The sequence below is a fragment of the Ruegeria sp. BA2 genome (assembly GCF_056539605.1).
The window spans coordinates 58,471-72,276 of sequence record NZ_JBQFVE010000004.1 but is presented as its reverse complement, the minus strand read 5'-3'; the positions used below and the strand labels follow the sequence as shown (position 1 = coordinate 72,276).

The following is a 13,806-nucleotide window of genomic DNA, read 5'->3' as shown; positions in this document are numbered from 1 at the left end:
GTTATCTTTCTGCTTTTTGCGGCTCGTATATCAGCTTCACGCCGCCTGTAAAAAGAATATGAACCGGACCATCCGTTTTTTCCGTTCCAAAGGACATTTGACCTGCAGTAAAGTCGCCAATTGGACCGGTTCCGTCAATCTGGCCGGGGCTGTCTCCACGTATTTCGTCAAGCGATGTGTTCAGCAGTTCGGTGGTGACCTGAATGCCATCCCGTGTTGTGATGACCACATCCCCGACAAAGGTCGCAGTGCCTTTATCAGGCCGGATAATGCCGGTGTTGGATTCAAGCGTGATCTCGCCCCCGTTGCTCAGCCCAAAACGGCCCTGAACTTCGGCGGCTGTGGGCGTCTCACCATCCCCGCCCTGACTGGCACGACGGGCCTCAACACGGATTTCCTCGCCTTTGCGCGTGACGCCTTTATAGTCGGGCAGCGTAACCACCTGATCTGTCAGTCGTTCATCGATATCCTGATCGCTAAACGGCACCGAGACATTGGTGTCGATGCTACGCGACAGAAGAAAAACCGATGACAGCAGCAAAATCGCCACCAATGGCAGCAGCACCTTAAGGAACTGCACCCATCGGGAATGGCGATCAACCTCCGCCATGGTCTTAACCCAGACCAACGCGCAGGCAGTCATGGATGTGCAACAGACCAAGGGCCTGTCCATTACTATCAGGATCAACAACAAACAAAGATGTGATCTTACGATCATTCATGATCGCAACCGCTTCTTCCGCCATAGCATTCGGAGCGATAGTCAGTGGGTCGCTGGTCATAACTTCTTCGGTGTTTTTCTCCAAGAGACCGTCCATGTTTCGGCGCAGGTCGCCATCAGTCACAATTCCCAAAAGACGGCCTGTATCATCCGTGACACCAACGACGCCAAAACTCTTCTGGCTCATGACCAACAAGGCCTCGCTCATCGGGGTGCCAGCGGCTACCAATGGCAAGTCCTTGTGCATCAGGTCCTGTGCGGTCGAGAGTTGCGCCCCCAATTTGCCGCCGGGATGATACGCGCGAAAATCTTCGGGCTTAAAATCGCGATACTTCATCAGCGCAATCGCCAGCGCATCACCCATGGCAAGCGTCAGCGTTGTCGAGATCGATGGCACCATGCCAAAACCACAAGCCTCGCCTAGCGACGGAATCAGCAGATGCACGTCGGCCTGCTTCATCAGCGTGCTTTCGGGCTTGCTGGACAGACCGATCAGGGGAATACCGAACCGGCGAGTAAAGGCCAGCAGGTTAGCCAGCTCGGGCGCTTCGCCCGAGTTCGAGATCGCCAGAACCACATCACCTTTCGACACCATGCCCAGATCGCCATGGCTGGCCTCGGCCGGGTGGACGAAATAGGCGGGCGTGCCAGTGCTGGCCAATGTGGCCGCGATCTTGTGACCAATATGGCCCGATTTCCCGATGCCGCTGACGATGATACGCCCCGTGGCCTGCAGGATCAGTTGCACGGCCTCGGCAAAATGCTCATCCAAGCCTTCAGCCAGAACGTCCAGCGCGCGGGCTTCGTCGGTTACAACCTGCCGGGCGGTTCTCAGGAATGCTTCGGTATCGGTCATGAGTGCGCAAAGATATCCGTTTCGGGCCAGCCTGCGAGGTCCAGCTTTGCACGCATCGGCAGGAAATCAAAACAGGCCTGCGCCATCTCGGTCCGGCCTTCGCGGGCCAATCGTCCGTCCAGCGCCTCTCTGAGACGGTGCAGGTACAACACATCCGATGCTGCATAGTCCAGTTGCGCATCGGTCAGCGTTTCTGCACCCCAATCGCTCATCTGTTGTTGCTTCGAGATATCGACGCCGATCAGTTCCTGACATAAGTTTTTTAACCCGTGCCGATCTGTATAGGTGCGCACCAATCGGCTGGCAATTTTGGTGCAATAGACCGGCGCAGCCAACGCGCCAAAGGTGTGATACATCGCAGCGATATCAAAGCGGCCAAAGTGGAATAGCTTCAAAACATTTTGGTTTTCTAGCATCGCGCAAAGGTTCGGAGCCTCGGTCTGCCCTTTTTCAACCTGAACGATATGGCTGTTGCCATCACCTCCGGACATCTGGATCACGCACAGGCGATCCCGATGCGGGTTCAGCCCCATGGTTTCACAATCAATGGCCACTATTGGGCCCAGATCCAACCCGTCCGGCAGGTCATTATTATACAGATGGTTCGCCACGGAATTGTCCTTTGTGCGCTTTCGGCCCCGAGATAGGCGGTTTGGCCCGCAAACTCAACGCCGTCCTTAGAAAAGCGTCCTCTTGACCTTATGGGCAACACAGGAACTACTCGGGCAACGTCGCGAATGAGAATTGCCGAAAATGCTTAGCGTCCTGAGAAACCGAACCTACAGACATCTGCTGGCCGCGCAGATTGTGGCGCTGACCGGAACCGGGCTGGCGACGGTGGCGCTGGGTCTGTTGGCCTTTGATCTGGCCGGACAGGCCGCCGGAATGGTGCTTGGTACCGCACTCACAATCAAAATGATCGCTTATGTCACCGTGGCCCCGCTGGCCGCTGCCTTCGCCGAGCGTTTCGATCGTCGCCGAATGCTGGTTGCGCTTGATCTGGTGCGTGCAGTTGTCGCGCTCTGCCTGCCCTTCGTGACGGAAATCTGGCAGGTCTATGTGCTGATCTTTGTGCTGCAATCCGCTTCGGCCGGATTTACACCCGCATTTCAGGCCACTATCCCAGACGTGCTGACAGACGAGCAGGATTATACCAAAGCCCTGTCTCTGTCGCGGCTTGCATACGATCTGGAAAGCCTGCTGAGCCCGATGCTGGCCGCTGCCTTGCTGCTATTTGTCAGCTTTGACAGTCTATTTCTTGGCACCTGCGTCGGCTTTGTCGCCTCGGCCCTGCTTGTGGTGTCTGCGACCCTGCCCTCACCTAAACCCACTGAACCGCGGGGCATCTATGATCGCACCACCCGTGGCATCAAAATCTACCTCAGGACACCGCGCCTGCGCGGTTTGCTGGCGCTGAGTTGGAGTGCTGCTGCGCTCAGCTCGATGGTCATCGTCAACACGGTCGTGATCGTGCGCGGCGATCTTGGTCTTTCCGAAAGCGCCGTTGCCATCGCGCTGGCCGGGTTCGGTGGGGGATCGATGCTGGCGGCCTTTGTTCTGCCTAGGCTGCTGGATCAAATATCCGACCGTCGCGTTATGCTTAGCGGTGCGTCACTGGCGACTGGGACCATGGCGGTGGCTGCGCTGCTTTCTGCCAGCCTTCCGATGACGCTGGGCTTGCTGACAGCGACGTGGCTGTTGGTGGGCTTTGGGTATTCCAGCACGCTGACGCCTTCGGGCCGTCTGCTGACCCGATCGGCCCATCCCGAGGATCGGCCCGCTGTGTTTGCCGCGCAGTTCACCCTGTCCCACGCCTGCTGGCTGGTGCTGTATCCATTGGCCGGGTGGTTGATGACCCGGTATGGCGCAACTGTCGCAATGGCAAGCACGGCGACCGCAGCGATTCTGGGTCTTGTTCTTGTGCTCAGGGCGTGGCCGCGACCCGCCACTGACGCGATCATCCACGACCACCCCGATCTTCCTGATGAGCACCCACACCTTTCCGGGCCAAAACCTCACGCCCATCCGATCATCATTGATGATCTGCATCCCCGATATCCGCACCAGCCTTGAGCCCGAACACCAAACTAACCTAAACCGGGGCAAAGCCGCCTGAAACCGGAGCCGCAATGGACCAGCTTGATCGACGCATCATCGCCGCTTTGCAGCACAATGCACGGGACTCGACCACCCACATCGCCTCAAAACTTGGCGTCGCCCGAACCACGGTGCATGAACGCATCAATCGGATGGAAAAGCGAGGTGTCATCGCAGGATACTCGGTTGTCCTGCGCGACTCCGAAGACACACCACGCGTTCAGATCGTCGTTCTGCTTGAGGTTCAGCAGAAAGAGACCACGCGCATCATCAAGCGGCTTGAAGCCTATCCCGAGGTGAAACTGTGCCTGTCGATCAACGGCGAGTTTGACCTGCTGCTTTCAGCCGAAGCGCCACATATTGAAGACCTCGACATTCTGGTCGATGAACTCGCGCGCATTCCCGGCGTGTTACGCACCAATACCAGTGTCGTTTTTGGCCGAAAGATTGATCGAAACTAAAGCGCGCTAACCCTCTGTAAACGAGTGAGTGGCTAGCTTGGCCCGGATTGATCAGAATCCCGGACCGGCAGAATGCCAACTCAAAAACTCTTTATTGCCACGCTCTTGGCGCAGACCTTTCTGGTGCAAACCGCGCTTGCAGCATCGGTGGCTGCTTTGTGTGATCGTGCTGCTCGGCGTGCCGCACAAGCCGAAGGCGTGCCGCTAGATGTTCTCAGGGCAATCGCCCGCGTGGAAACAGGCCGCACACTGGACGGACAGCTGGAGCCATGGCCGTGGACCGTCAATCGTGAAGGTCAGGGATATTGGTTCGCCTCTGAGTTAGAGGCGAAATCTTACGTGTTTGATATCTTCAAATCTGGCGTACGCAGCTTCGACGTCGGGTGTTTTCAGATCAACTATCGCTGGCACGGTAAGGCTTTCCGATCGATAGACGCGATGTTCGATCCAGATGAAAACGCAGCCTATGCCGCGCGATTTCTGGCCCAGCTTTACGCGGAGCTCGGGACATGGCCTGCCGCTGCCGGCGCATACCACTCACGCACGCAGCATCACGCAACAGCGTATACTGATCGTTTTCAGACCGTTTTGGCACAGTTGGACGGCTCCCAGATCGGTAACCCGCGTGATCCGTTCACCGCTTCAGCCCTCCCGCTCATACCACTGAACACGCAGCCGACTGGCCAGACAGCGCTAGGCTCGCTGGTGCCGGAACCCAGCGCCACCACCGCTTTCATCACTTTTAATTAGGAGCAGTTCGTGCCTCGTATCGATCCCCGCACCTTGTTCTCTCCGACAATACTGCTGGCACTGGCGCTGATGGCGGTCATCGTAATGATGATCCTGCCGATGCCTGCATGGGTGTTGGATGTGGGGCTGGCGGCGTCATTCGCTCTGGCAATCCTGATCTTTACGCTGACCCTGTTTATTGAACGGCCGCTGGATTTCTCATCTTTCCCGACCATCCTGCTGGCCTCACTGATGCTGCGCCTGTCGTTGAACGTGTCATCGACCAAGCTGATCATCGGACAAGGACACACCGGAACCAACGCCGCAGGCGACGTGATCGAGGGCTTCGCCCAGTTTGTTATGGGCGGCAGCATCTTCCTAGGCCTCGTGGTGTTCGGCGTCCTGCTAATCGTGAACTTCATGGTCATTACCAAAGGCGCCGCGCGCATGGCCGAAGTGGGGGCCCGGTTCGCTCTGGATGGGATGCCGGGCAAGCAGCTTGCCATCGACAGTGACATGTCCGCCGGGGCCATCGACCACCAGCAAGCCAAAGAACGGCGTGAGCGCGAGCAGCAGGAAACAACCTTTTTCGGCTCACTTGATGGGGCGTCTAAATTCGTCAAGGGCGATGCAATTGCAGGGCTGCTGATCACGTTGCTCAACCTCGTGATGGGGTTGGTCATGGGGGTCATCGTGCACGGGATGCCGGTGTCATCTGCGTTCGAGACCTATGCCATCCTTACCGTCGGGGACGGGCTGGTCTCGCAGATACCTGCGGTGATCATCTCGATTGCGTCCGCTTTGCTGCTGGCACGAGGCGGTACACAGGGGGCGACTGACAACGCGATATTCTCGCAACTCGGTCGGCACCCCGCAGCGTTGGGAACTGTTGCGGTCCTGATGGTGCTGTTCGCCCTCGTGCCCGGCCTGCCGTTCTTGCCCTTCATTTTAGGGGCCGGTGTACTTGGCTATGCCGCCTATTCCGGCATCAGGAAGCGCGATGCAAGCGAGGCCGAAGCGCTGGCACCGGAGGACGAGGCTGACACCCCTGTTTCGCAGGCCATCGGTGATATTCTCGACCTGGATGACGTACATCTGGAATTCGCTCCCGATCTGGTCAGCATGGTGCTCAACCCCGGCACCGGGCTTGATGCGCGTATCGCCAATATGCGGACCTATGTCGCGTCAAGCTTTGGCCTGATCCTGCCCGAAATCCGCCTGACCGACCGCGCCGATTTGCCAACCGGAACGTACGTAATCAAAGTGCACGGGGTTGAGCAGGCGCGCGGCGTTTTGAATTCGGAACTGGTGCTGGCACTGGTGCAAGACGGGCACGATTTTCTACCCGACGGTACCGACGTGACCGAGCCCGTCTACGGGGCCCCCGCTCGCTGGATATTGCCCAAGGACCAAGAGACCGCAGCATTGAACGGGGCCACCATCGTCTCACCACCCGAGATTTTGGCGACCCATCTGCTTGAGATCATCAAACAGAATTTCTCGCGCCTGCTTACGCTCAAATCCCTGCGCCGCCTGCTATCCGAGATGACACGCCTCAGCGATCCGACAAGGGCCGAAGCCAATCGCAAACTGCTGGACGAGTTGATCCCCGACAAAGTGCCGATCGATACGCTGCACGCGGTCCTGCGTCTGCTGCTGGATGAGCGGGTCTCGATCCGCAATATGGCGCTAATCCTAGAAAGCGTCGCCGAAGCGCGACTGACCACCACTCAACCCGAGGGGATTTGTGAACTGGTCCGCCAGCGGCTGGGTTTTCAGCTGGTCGCGGAAATGAAGCGTGAAGATGGCTCGATCCCCCTGATACAGCTCGCACCCGAGTGGGAGGATACATTTGCCACCTACCAGATCGATGCCCCAAACGCAGGTATGGACGTGGCCCTGCCGCCAAACCTATTCAACAAACTGGGCGATGGCGTTGTGGACAGTGTGACCAAGTCTGCTGATCACGGGCTGTTTCCAGCCGTTGTTACCTCGACCCGCAGGCGCCGGTTACTGCGCACAATCATGCACGCGCGCGGCATCGCCAACCCTGTTCTGTCCTTCGAAGAGATAGGGCTTGAGGCACGCCCAGCTTTGGTCGGGACAGTGCCCGCGTGATCTCGGTTCCGACAGAGCTGTTTCCGCTTGTCGGGCAAAACCTGTGGCATCTGTTTGTGGTGTTTCTGCGCGTATCCGCCATGGTGTCATTATTGCCCGCATTTGGCGAACGCAGTATCCCCGCACGGGTCAAACTGGCCGTCGCATTTGCGTTCACGATGATCATTGTCCCTGCCATCCCCAATACGGATGCAGCATCGGCTTTTCCCAATATGGCAGGCATGATCGCGGTTGAAATCCTGATTGGCTTGATGCTCGGCATTGGTTTGCGCCTCTTTGTGCTTGCCCTGCAAACAGCAGGCTCCATCGCAGCACAAGCCACATCCTTGTCGCAAATTCTAGGCGGAGCCGCAGCCGAGCCCGTGCCGGCCATGGGATACCTGCTGACACTGGCTGGTTTGGCGCTGGCAGTGTTGCTGGGCCTTCATGTTCGCGCAGCGCAATTCTTGATTAACAGCTACACACTGTTTCCGATGGGTGTGCTGCCCACCGCACCCGACCTGTCGCACTGGGGCGTTACGCGCATAGCGCGCAGCTTTGCGCTGGCCTTTTCGCTGGCGATGCCGTTTGTAATTGCCTCATTGATCTACAATCTTGCACTGGGTGTTATCAATCGGGCGATGCCGCAGCTCATGGTCGCCTTTGTAGGCGCGCCTGCAATCACCTTCGCTGGGCTGTTTTTGTTATTCGCGGGTACACCGCTGATCCTGTCCACCTGGTCGGACGCCCTGTTTACCTTTCTGCAAAATCCCATCGGGGGAACACCATGAGCGGACCAGACGACGATAGCGACAAGTCCTTTGAAGCCACGCCACAAAAGCTTGAGAAAGCCCGCAAAAAAGGCGAGGTGGCAAAATCCAATGATCTGTCAGTGGTGGCAGCATACTCTGGCCTGCTGGTCGCGTTGCTGGTTGCCGGTCAGTACACGGCCGAACATCTCGGAACGCTTTTTGTGGTGCTGATTGACCAGTCCGATCAATTCGCAGATGTGCTGACCACCGGCCCAGCGACCTCTACCGTTGCCGGCCTTCTGAAATCGGCGTCGGTTCCGGTCGCCGCTCTGTTCATGGTACCCGCTGCTGCGGTGCTGCTGAGCCTGATTGCACAACGCGCGCTGATCTTTGCACCTGACAAGCTGAAGCCGCGGGCTTCGCGAATCTCGGTCATCTCGAATGCGAAGAACAAATTTGGTCGGGGCGGATTGTTCGAATTTGCCAAAAGCTTTGTGAAGCTGCTGATTTACGGCACGTGCCTGACGCTGTTTTTGCACGCCCACCTGCCTGAGATACTGACGGCCAGCGCAGCGCCCGCACGATCTTCGATCCTGCTGATGATGAATTTGCTCACGCAATTTCTGTTCATCGTCATCACGATTGCCCTGGCAATCGGGGTTGTCGACTATCTTTGGCAACACGCGGAGCATCTGCGCAAGAACAGGATGTCGCGTAAGGAAATCCAGGATGAAACCAAGGAATCCGAAGGCGACCCGCATGTCAAACAACAACGACGGCAGCGTGCGCAAGATATCGCAACCAGTCAAATGATGGCCGATGTGCCCAAAGCTGATGTGGTGATCGTCAATCCAACGCACTACGCGGTGGCTCTTAAATGGTCGCGCGCAGCGGGCAGTGCGCCGGTCTGTGTTGCCAAGGGTGTCGATGAAATCGCAGCGGTGATCCGGGAAAAGGCCGGGGTCGCCGATGTTCCCATTCATTCGGATCCTCCAACTGCTCGTGCTCTGCACGCGACCGTCGAGATCGGCCAGGAAATCGCGGAAGAACACTTCCGGCCTGTCGCCGCCGCTATTCGATTTGCCGAAGCAATGCGCAAGAAAGCAAAGGCTCAGATTTGATGAAACAAAACCGTATCCGTGAGCTTGCAACTGTTGCCGATGCTGTTTTCCAACGAGAGCATCAAAAGCTTCGGCCATTGTTGCAGCGCGAAGCCCAGCTGCTTCGACAATTGACGCGTCTTGATTCACAGTTGGCAGAAGTCAAATCATCCAGCGCACAGGCAGTTGGTTATCAGGTCACTGGTGTGGACTTGTTGTGGCGTGGTTGGGGATCGGCTTCGCGACGAAATCTGAACATTGAACTGGCCCGGTTGCGATCGCAGAAGCTTGAGGCCATGGAGAATTTACGGGACGCGTTCGGCCGCAAGCAGGCCATCGCTGAACTGGACCGTCGCTCGGCCGAGACCAAACGACGCGAGGTTCAAGCCAGACCTCAGTTCGAGTGAACCGGGTTCATTACCCGGATGCTCATGACAAGTTTCAAGTATCCTGACGGCTTACGCTCATGATCAAAACCTGCGAGACATCATCACCCAGATCCTTTCTCGCCACCTCCAGCAGTGCCTTGCGCAAAGTTGTAAGGTTGTCCGACCGTGTAAACGCCCCGTCAAACCCGCCGATGTTGGCGTGATCAAACAGGACCTGCAGAAATCGATCCCTGAGCTTCGGTTCGATTTCATAGAAGGCTTCCGCAATTCCCGGCCGCACCTCAAGGCTCAGAGACATTGTCACCAGTGCCGATATCTCCTCGTCGGCGACCACAGGGACGACAAACTGTTTGGTGAGTTTCAGATACTCATGAGTGCTCGGCTCATCTTTGGACGGTTTCTTTTTGTCATCCTTCGGTTTCTGCTCAGATTCAGAATAATCATCCGTTTTCTTTGTAGGTGCCAGAGCAATCCCGGCGCCCACTCCGGCACCCAGGCCAACAATCAGGAATATGATTGGTAAGAAATTTCCCATCAAACCGACCCTCAGAACGGTAGCAGCGTATCAAGAATCTGCTGTCCATAGCGCGGTTGCTGCACATCGGTGATCTGCCCGCGCCCACCGTAAGACACGCGCGCAGAGGCGATTTTGTCATAGGTGATCTCGTTCTGGCGCGAGATATCTTCGGGGCGTACGTAGCCCGAGACCAGCAGCTCCCGAAGCTCAAAATTCACTCGCAACTCTTGCGACCCACTGATCGAAAGGACACCGTTGGGCAGCACGTCGATGACCGTAGCGGCTACGCGCAGGGTCAACTTTTCTTTGCGTTTGACAGACCCTTTTCCTTTGCTGACCGAAGCCGAGTCAATCGATACAGCCTCATCAAGCGAAGCCCCTTCCGGCAACCGCTCTCCTGCGCGCTGTGGCAGGCCGAAAAGTTCGGGCACGGCAAGGCTTTCTGACCCAGCACGCGATCGATTGGTGTCGTTCGATATTTCGGCCTTTTCATCCAGCTCGATCACAACCGTCAGAATGTCACCTTTCTTCATCGCACGTTGATCGCCCAGCAGCGAATGCTGCCCGCCACTCCACAACGAGGATTGGTCGACGGTGCGTTGCGGCTGGCTGTGCAGCGGAAGCCCGGGCCAAAGCATGGCAACATGTTCAGGCGATTCCGTGTTCGGCGTCAGGCTGGGCGGTTTTCCAAGGTGATCCAAACGACCACAGGCGGCAAGACTTAGAACAACTAAGATCAGGGGTTTTGAAAGTCGCGGCATCATTTAACCTCAATTTGTCCGTCCGGTCGGATTACGCCGGTAACTGTTGTGCGGGAGGCCAGATTCATGACCCGGATACGCTCGCCCACAGCCCCGCGCCCCAGCGCCCGACCCTCGGCGGTGATCGACAGCGCAACGCGATCGAAAATCAGCGTCACCAGATCGTTTCGATCTACAATCGCGGGCGGGCCAACATCGGCAGGGCGGATGGGCCGACCGGGATAGAGGGCTATGCGTGCCTCCTGACCAATCAGGAACTCAGAGCTGCTGATCGCCCCGTCGACCTCACCAGCTTTGGTTTCCAAATCAGAGGCGGCGATGACCTCTTTGGCGCGGATCGTGCGGTTCGGTACCACGATCTCGGCCGCGCCCGTCAATGGCATCAGGCAAAGAACCAAGGTCCATAACCGCATCAGCGTACCTGCGTGGTCGCGCCCATCATCTGGTCGACGGCGGAAATAACCTTGGCGTTCATCTCATAGCCGCGCTGGGCTTCGATCAGTTCGGTGACTTCACGCACCGCATCGACTGAGCTGTCTTCCAGATAGCCCTGGCGCAATGTTCCCAGACCATCCTCGCCCGGAGTGCCGACAACTGGCGCACCCGAAGCCTCGGTCTCTTTGAACAGATTGCTGCCGATGGCCTCGAGACCTTTGGCATTCGAGAAGCTTGCCAACGTAAACTCACCCAGTAACTGCCCTTCAGCCGTGTCGTCGAAATAGGCATAGACCTCGCCTGCAGCGTTGATCGAAATCGATCTGGCATCATCCGGGATGGTTATTTCGGGCGTAACGGCGAACCCATCTGACGTCACGATCAGACCCTCGGCCGAGCGTTTCAGGCTTCCGTCGCGAGTAAAGGCGGACTGCCCATTGGGCATTGTGACTTCGAGATATCCGCGCCCTTCGATGGCGATATCCAGATCACTGCCGGTGGCTGAAAGCCCACCCTGCTCTAGTTGGACAGTGACAGCAGCAGGGCGCACGCCGAGCCCCAATTGAACCCCGGTAGGCAGCATGCTTCCGTCCGAGGCATTGACCGCCCCGGCGCGCGCCATCTGCTGATAGTGCAAATCTGCGAACTCGGCCCGGCGGGCGTTGTAGCCCGTCGTGTTCATATTTGCGAGATTGTTGGAAATGGTCTCAACCCGCATCTGCTGCGCGGTCATGCCGGTTGCAGCGATCTTCAAAGCACGCATGTTTTTCTCCTTAGGTGATCAGCGCATCAGCGCCTTAAGTGCACCGCGCACACGTTCGTCTTCAGCCTCAAGAAAGCTCTGCCCCAGCTCGTAAGCTCGCTGGATCTCAATCATTCGGGTTACCTGGCCGATAGCGTTGACATTCGATCCTTCAAGGAAACGGTGCAGTACGACCGGTTCGTCTATGGGATCAACCTGCCCGCTGGGGCGGAAATGGGTACTGCCCTCGCGCACCAGATTCTCGGGATTAGCAACAGTGTAGACGCCAATCTGACCCAGAAACTGGCCATTGACGCTCATGCTGCCATCACTGCCAACATCAATCGTCGCCGCATCGGGCGGGACAAAGACCGGTGCGCCATTGCTGTCGAGAACCCGGTGCCCGTCCATGGTGACCAGATCACCTTCGGCATTGGGCGAGAAGCTGCCAGCCCGGGTCAGACGATTCCCCGAAGGCGTCTCGATCATAAAGAACCCGTCGCCATCGATGGCGAAGTCGAAGGAACCGCCTGTTTCGGTCAGAACACCCTGTTGCAACGACGTATTCCGCACCTGCGCCCGACTAAGCGAGAGCGAGGGATTACCGGGCATATCCCGGACGAACTCAGAAAAGACCAACCCTTGCTGGCGGTAGCCGGTTGTGTTCGCGTTGGCGATATTATTGGCGACCATCCGCATCTCATTCATCAGACCGGTTTGGCGAGACAAGGTGGTATAAGCGGTGTCCATCAGCGACCTCCGGCGATGAGCGGGATCAGTGTCCCGGTGAAAAAGGTAACCAGTGTCTGGGTCATGAATCCCATCGACATCCAAAAGACGATGACGATGGCAATCAATTTGGGCACGAAGGTCAGCGTCATTTCCTGAACCGAGGTCAGAGCCTGAAACAGGCCAACGGCAAGACCGGACACCAGCGCGACCACCAGGACCGGCACCGAGGTAATGACCGCAACCCAAAGCGCCTGGCGCACGATGTCGTAGAACAGACCTTCGCTCAGCATGGTTCAGACCGGCATCCTCAGGATTTCCTGATAGGCTTCGACGACCTTGTTCCGAACGATCACGGCGGTTTCCACCGCCAGCTCGGTCTGTGCCAACGCTTGTACTAGCGCGTGCGGATCGGCCTGCCCGACCATCGAGGATTGTGCGACCTGCTCGCTATGTTTCAGCGTTGCCGCAAAATCCTGAAAACCGGTTCGCAACCCTTTCGCAGCGCCCTGATGATCGGGATCAACCTGTGTTGCGGGGCGTGCGCCCGCATAGCTTTGCGCCGCGGTGAGTGAGCGGATATCCATTCTGGCTTTCCTTTATTTCCGAAGTAGATCCATCAGACTCGACGACATCTGCCGGGTCTGGTCGAACATTTTTAGATTGGCTTCATAGCTGCGCTGGGCTTCACGCGCGTCCGCGATCTCGATCATCAAATCGACATTAGAGCCGCGATAGTGGCCGGTCGCGTCCGCCATCGGATGACCGGGGTCGTAAATCTGTGTCAGATCACGGCGGTCCAGTTTGACACGCCCTGTCTGCACCATTTCTTTGCCATCAACCGCAACCGTCTCGAACGGTACAGTCTTGCGCCGATAGCCCGGAGTGTCCGCATTGGAAATGTTCTCGGAAACATGCCGTAGCCGCGAAGCTTGGGCACGCAAGGCGCTGGCTGACGCGCTCAGAGAGTGGGAAAAGTCGCTCATCCACCTTACCCCTTATGCCCGGCCCAGACTGGTGCGCAGTATGCCGATCGATGATTTGTAGATTGCCAATGCACGGTCATGCTGCCGCTTGACCTCAACAGCTTTCAACATCTCTTCTTCCAAAGAAACGCCATTGCCGTTTGGATCACCTGTTTCGGCGGCTGTGTATTCTGCCCAAGGCTGAGGGCGCGCATCGCCGTGCAGGTGGCTGGCGCGGGTTGCGGTCATCGCAACCTCACTGCCGGTCTTTTCGAATGCTGTTTTAAAGGCCTCGATATCGCGAGGCTTGTATCCCGGCGTATCCGCATTGGCCATGTTGCGCGAGATGACGGCTTGTCGTTGTCCGGCATGGGTTGCCATAGCGTACGCTGTCTTAAAGACGTTCAGGTCAGAGAACATCGGGGCTTCTCCCTCGATAAATTTCAATCAAGGCT

General features: G+C 57.4%; 19 protein-coding genes. 7 read left to right on the top strand and 12 right to left on the bottom strand.

The annotated features are described in order from the left end of the window. Window position 1: 1 nt before the first annotated feature. Genes ACR0NN_RS10345 through ACR0NN_RS10335 form a run of 3 tightly spaced genes read right to left on the bottom strand, consistent with a single transcriptional unit; the run spans window position 2 to window position 2,188 of the window. The gene (locus tag ACR0NN_RS10345; protein ID WP_170685086.1) at window positions 2-610 is read right to left on the bottom strand and encodes an LptA/OstA family protein; all 609 of its coding nucleotides are present in this window, start codon (window positions 608-610) and stop codon (window positions 2-4) included. Between the two features lie 4 nt (window positions 611-614). Then, complete coding sequence (locus ACR0NN_RS10340) at window positions 615-1,577, bottom strand: KpsF/GutQ family sugar-phosphate isomerase (RefSeq protein WP_170725330.1); 963 nt, start codon at window positions 1,575-1,577, stop codon at window positions 615-617. After that, window positions 1,574-2,188 (bottom strand): ribonuclease D, encoded by a 615-nt coding sequence (locus tag ACR0NN_RS10335; protein ID WP_170725331.1) that lies wholly within the window; start codon window positions 2,186-2,188, stop codon window positions 1,574-1,576. The genes ACR0NN_RS10340 and ACR0NN_RS10335 overlap by 4 nt, the downstream gene beginning before the upstream one ends. A gap of 142 nt (window positions 2,189-2,330) precedes the next feature. Between ACR0NN_RS10335 and ACR0NN_RS10330 the strand changes: the two genes are divergently transcribed. The 7 genes from ACR0NN_RS10330 (at window position 2,331) to ACR0NN_RS10300 (ending at window position 9,220) form a co-directional block, all read left to right on the top strand. Further along, window positions 2,331-3,650, top strand: a complete 1,320-nt coding sequence (locus tag ACR0NN_RS10330; protein ID WP_170725332.1) for an MFS transporter — start codon at window positions 2,331-2,333, stop codon at window positions 3,648-3,650. Between the two features lie 56 nt (window positions 3,651-3,706). Continuing rightward, on the top strand, window positions 3,707-4,135 hold the full coding sequence (locus ACR0NN_RS10325; RefSeq protein ID WP_480684598.1) for an Lrp/AsnC family transcriptional regulator: 429 nt from the start codon (window positions 3,707-3,709) through the stop codon (window positions 4,133-4,135). 72 nt (window positions 4,136-4,207) lie between these two features. Next, entirely contained in the window at window positions 4,208-4,885 is a 678-nt protein-coding gene (locus ACR0NN_RS10320; RefSeq protein WP_170725333.1) for a lytic transglycosylase domain-containing protein, read from the top strand. A 69-nt stretch (window positions 4,886-4,954) separates the two neighbouring features. Next, window positions 4,955-6,982: a flagellar biosynthesis protein FlhA gene (gene flhA / locus ACR0NN_RS10315; RefSeq protein ID WP_480684767.1), complete on the top strand. Its 2,028-nt coding sequence runs from the start codon at window positions 4,955-4,957 to the stop codon at window positions 6,980-6,982. Beyond that, entirely contained in the window at window positions 6,979-7,752 is a 774-nt protein-coding gene (locus tag ACR0NN_RS10310; protein WP_170725335.1) for a flagellar biosynthetic protein FliR, read from the top strand. Before flhA ends, ACR0NN_RS10310 begins: the two co-directional genes overlap by 4 nt. After that, window positions 7,749-8,834: a flagellar type III secretion system protein FlhB gene (gene flhB / locus ACR0NN_RS10305; RefSeq protein WP_170725336.1), complete on the top strand. Its 1,086-nt coding sequence runs from the start codon at window positions 7,749-7,751 to the stop codon at window positions 8,832-8,834. The genes ACR0NN_RS10310 and flhB overlap by 4 nt, the downstream gene beginning before the upstream one ends. Continuing rightward, a complete protein-coding gene (locus ACR0NN_RS10300) occupies window positions 8,834-9,220 on the top strand; it encodes a hypothetical protein (RefSeq protein ID WP_170725337.1) in 387 nt (128 codons plus the stop codon). The genes flhB and ACR0NN_RS10300 overlap by 1 nt, the downstream gene beginning before the upstream one ends. A gap of 34 nt (window positions 9,221-9,254) precedes the next feature. Here ACR0NN_RS10300 and ACR0NN_RS10295 read toward each other — a convergent pair whose 3' ends face one another. From ACR0NN_RS10295 to ACR0NN_RS10255, 9 genes are read right to left on the bottom strand one after another with little or no spacing between them, the layout of a single operon-like run. Then, entirely contained in the window at window positions 9,255-9,737 is a 483-nt protein-coding gene (locus tag ACR0NN_RS10295) for a flagellar basal body-associated FliL family protein (protein WP_170725338.1), read from the bottom strand. Between the two features lie 11 nt (window positions 9,738-9,748). Next, the gene (gene flgH, locus ACR0NN_RS10290; RefSeq protein ID WP_480684594.1) at window positions 9,749-10,480 is read right to left on the bottom strand and encodes a flagellar basal body L-ring protein FlgH; all 732 of its coding nucleotides are present in this window, start codon (window positions 10,478-10,480) and stop codon (window positions 9,749-9,751) included. Beyond that, entirely contained in the window at window positions 10,480-10,893 is a 414-nt protein-coding gene (gene flgA, locus ACR0NN_RS10285) for a flagellar basal body P-ring formation chaperone FlgA (RefSeq protein ID WP_170725340.1), read from the bottom strand. The genes flgH and flgA overlap by 1 nt, the downstream gene beginning before the upstream one ends. Beyond that, a complete protein-coding gene (gene flgG, locus ACR0NN_RS10280) occupies window positions 10,893-11,678 on the bottom strand; it encodes a flagellar basal-body rod protein FlgG (RefSeq protein ID WP_170725341.1) in 786 nt (261 codons plus the stop codon). Before flgG ends, flgA begins: the two co-directional genes overlap by 1 nt. An 18-nt stretch (window positions 11,679-11,696) precedes the next feature. Further along, window positions 11,697-12,407, bottom strand: coding sequence for a flagellar hook-basal body complex protein (locus tag ACR0NN_RS10275; protein ID WP_170725342.1), 711 nt, complete (start codon window positions 12,405-12,407; stop codon window positions 11,697-11,699). Then, window positions 12,407-12,679 (bottom strand): flagellar biosynthetic protein FliQ, encoded by a 273-nt coding sequence (locus ACR0NN_RS10270; RefSeq protein ID WP_170725343.1) that lies wholly within the window; start codon window positions 12,677-12,679, stop codon window positions 12,407-12,409. The genes ACR0NN_RS10275 and ACR0NN_RS10270 overlap by 1 nt, the downstream gene beginning before the upstream one ends. Window positions 12,680-12,682: 3 nt before the next feature. After that, entirely contained in the window at window positions 12,683-12,973 is a 291-nt protein-coding gene (gene fliE, locus ACR0NN_RS10265; protein ID WP_170725344.1) for a flagellar hook-basal body complex protein FliE, read from the bottom strand. A gap of 12 nt (window positions 12,974-12,985) precedes the next feature. Next, window positions 12,986-13,372 (bottom strand): flagellar basal body rod protein FlgC, encoded by a 387-nt coding sequence (gene flgC, locus ACR0NN_RS10260; RefSeq protein ID WP_170725345.1) that lies wholly within the window; start codon window positions 13,370-13,372, stop codon window positions 12,986-12,988. A gap of 12 nt (window positions 13,373-13,384) precedes the next feature. After that, the gene (locus ACR0NN_RS10255; protein WP_170725346.1) at window positions 13,385-13,771 is read right to left on the bottom strand and encodes a FlgB family protein; all 387 of its coding nucleotides are present in this window, start codon (window positions 13,769-13,771) and stop codon (window positions 13,385-13,387) included. Between the last annotated feature and the right edge of the window lie 35 nt (window positions 13,772-13,806).

Excerpts from the sequence above, each read along its gene's own strand:
- ACR0NN_RS10345 (WP_170685086.1), bottom strand. The coding sequence starts at position 610 with ATGGCGGAGGTTGATCGCCATTCCCGATGGGTGCAGTTCCTTAAGGTG.
- ACR0NN_RS10340 (WP_170725330.1), bottom strand. The coding sequence starts at position 1,577 with ATGACCGATACCGAAGCATTCCTGAGAACCGCCCGGCAGGTTGTAACC.
- ACR0NN_RS10330 (WP_170725332.1), top strand. The coding sequence starts at position 2,331 with ATGCTTAGCGTCCTGAGAAACCGAACCTACAGACATCTGCTGGCCGCG.
- ACR0NN_RS10325 (WP_480684598.1), top strand. The coding sequence starts at position 3,707 with ATGGACCAGCTTGATCGACGCATCATCGCCGCTTTGCAGCACAATGCA.
- ACR0NN_RS10320 (WP_170725333.1), top strand. The coding sequence starts at position 4,208 with ATGCCAACTCAAAAACTCTTTATTGCCACGCTCTTGGCGCAGACCTTT.
- flhA (WP_480684767.1), top strand. The coding sequence starts at position 4,955 with ATGGCGGTCATCGTAATGATGATCCTGCCGATGCCTGCATGGGTGTTG.
- flhB (WP_170725336.1), top strand. The coding sequence starts at position 7,749 with ATGAGCGGACCAGACGACGATAGCGACAAGTCCTTTGAAGCCACGCCA.
- ACR0NN_RS10300 (WP_170725337.1), top strand. The coding sequence starts at position 8,834 with ATGAAACAAAACCGTATCCGTGAGCTTGCAACTGTTGCCGATGCTGTT.
- ACR0NN_RS10295 (WP_170725338.1), bottom strand. The coding sequence starts at position 9,737 with ATGGGAAATTTCTTACCAATCATATTCCTGATTGTTGGCCTGGGTGCC.
- flgH (WP_480684594.1), bottom strand. The coding sequence starts at position 10,480 with ATGCCGCGACTTTCAAAACCCCTGATCTTAGTTGTTCTAAGTCTTGCC.
- flgA (WP_170725340.1), bottom strand. The coding sequence starts at position 10,893 with ATGCGGTTATGGACCTTGGTTCTTTGCCTGATGCCATTGACGGGCGCG.
- flgG (WP_170725341.1), bottom strand. The coding sequence starts at position 11,678 with ATGCGTGCTTTGAAGATCGCTGCAACCGGCATGACCGCGCAGCAGATG.
- ACR0NN_RS10275 (WP_170725342.1), bottom strand. The coding sequence starts at position 12,407 with ATGGACACCGCTTATACCACCTTGTCTCGCCAAACCGGTCTGATGAAT.
- ACR0NN_RS10270 (WP_170725343.1), bottom strand. The coding sequence starts at position 12,679 with ATGCTGAGCGAAGGTCTGTTCTACGACATCGTGCGCCAGGCGCTTTGG.
- fliE (WP_170725344.1), bottom strand. The coding sequence starts at position 12,973 with ATGGATATCCGCTCACTCACCGCGGCGCAAAGCTATGCGGGCGCACGC.
- flgC (WP_170725345.1), bottom strand. The coding sequence starts at position 13,372 with ATGAGCGACTTTTCCCACTCTCTGAGCGCGTCAGCCAGCGCCTTGCGT.
- ACR0NN_RS10255 (WP_170725346.1), bottom strand. The coding sequence starts at position 13,771 with ATGTTCTCTGACCTGAACGTCTTTAAGACAGCGTACGCTATGGCAACC.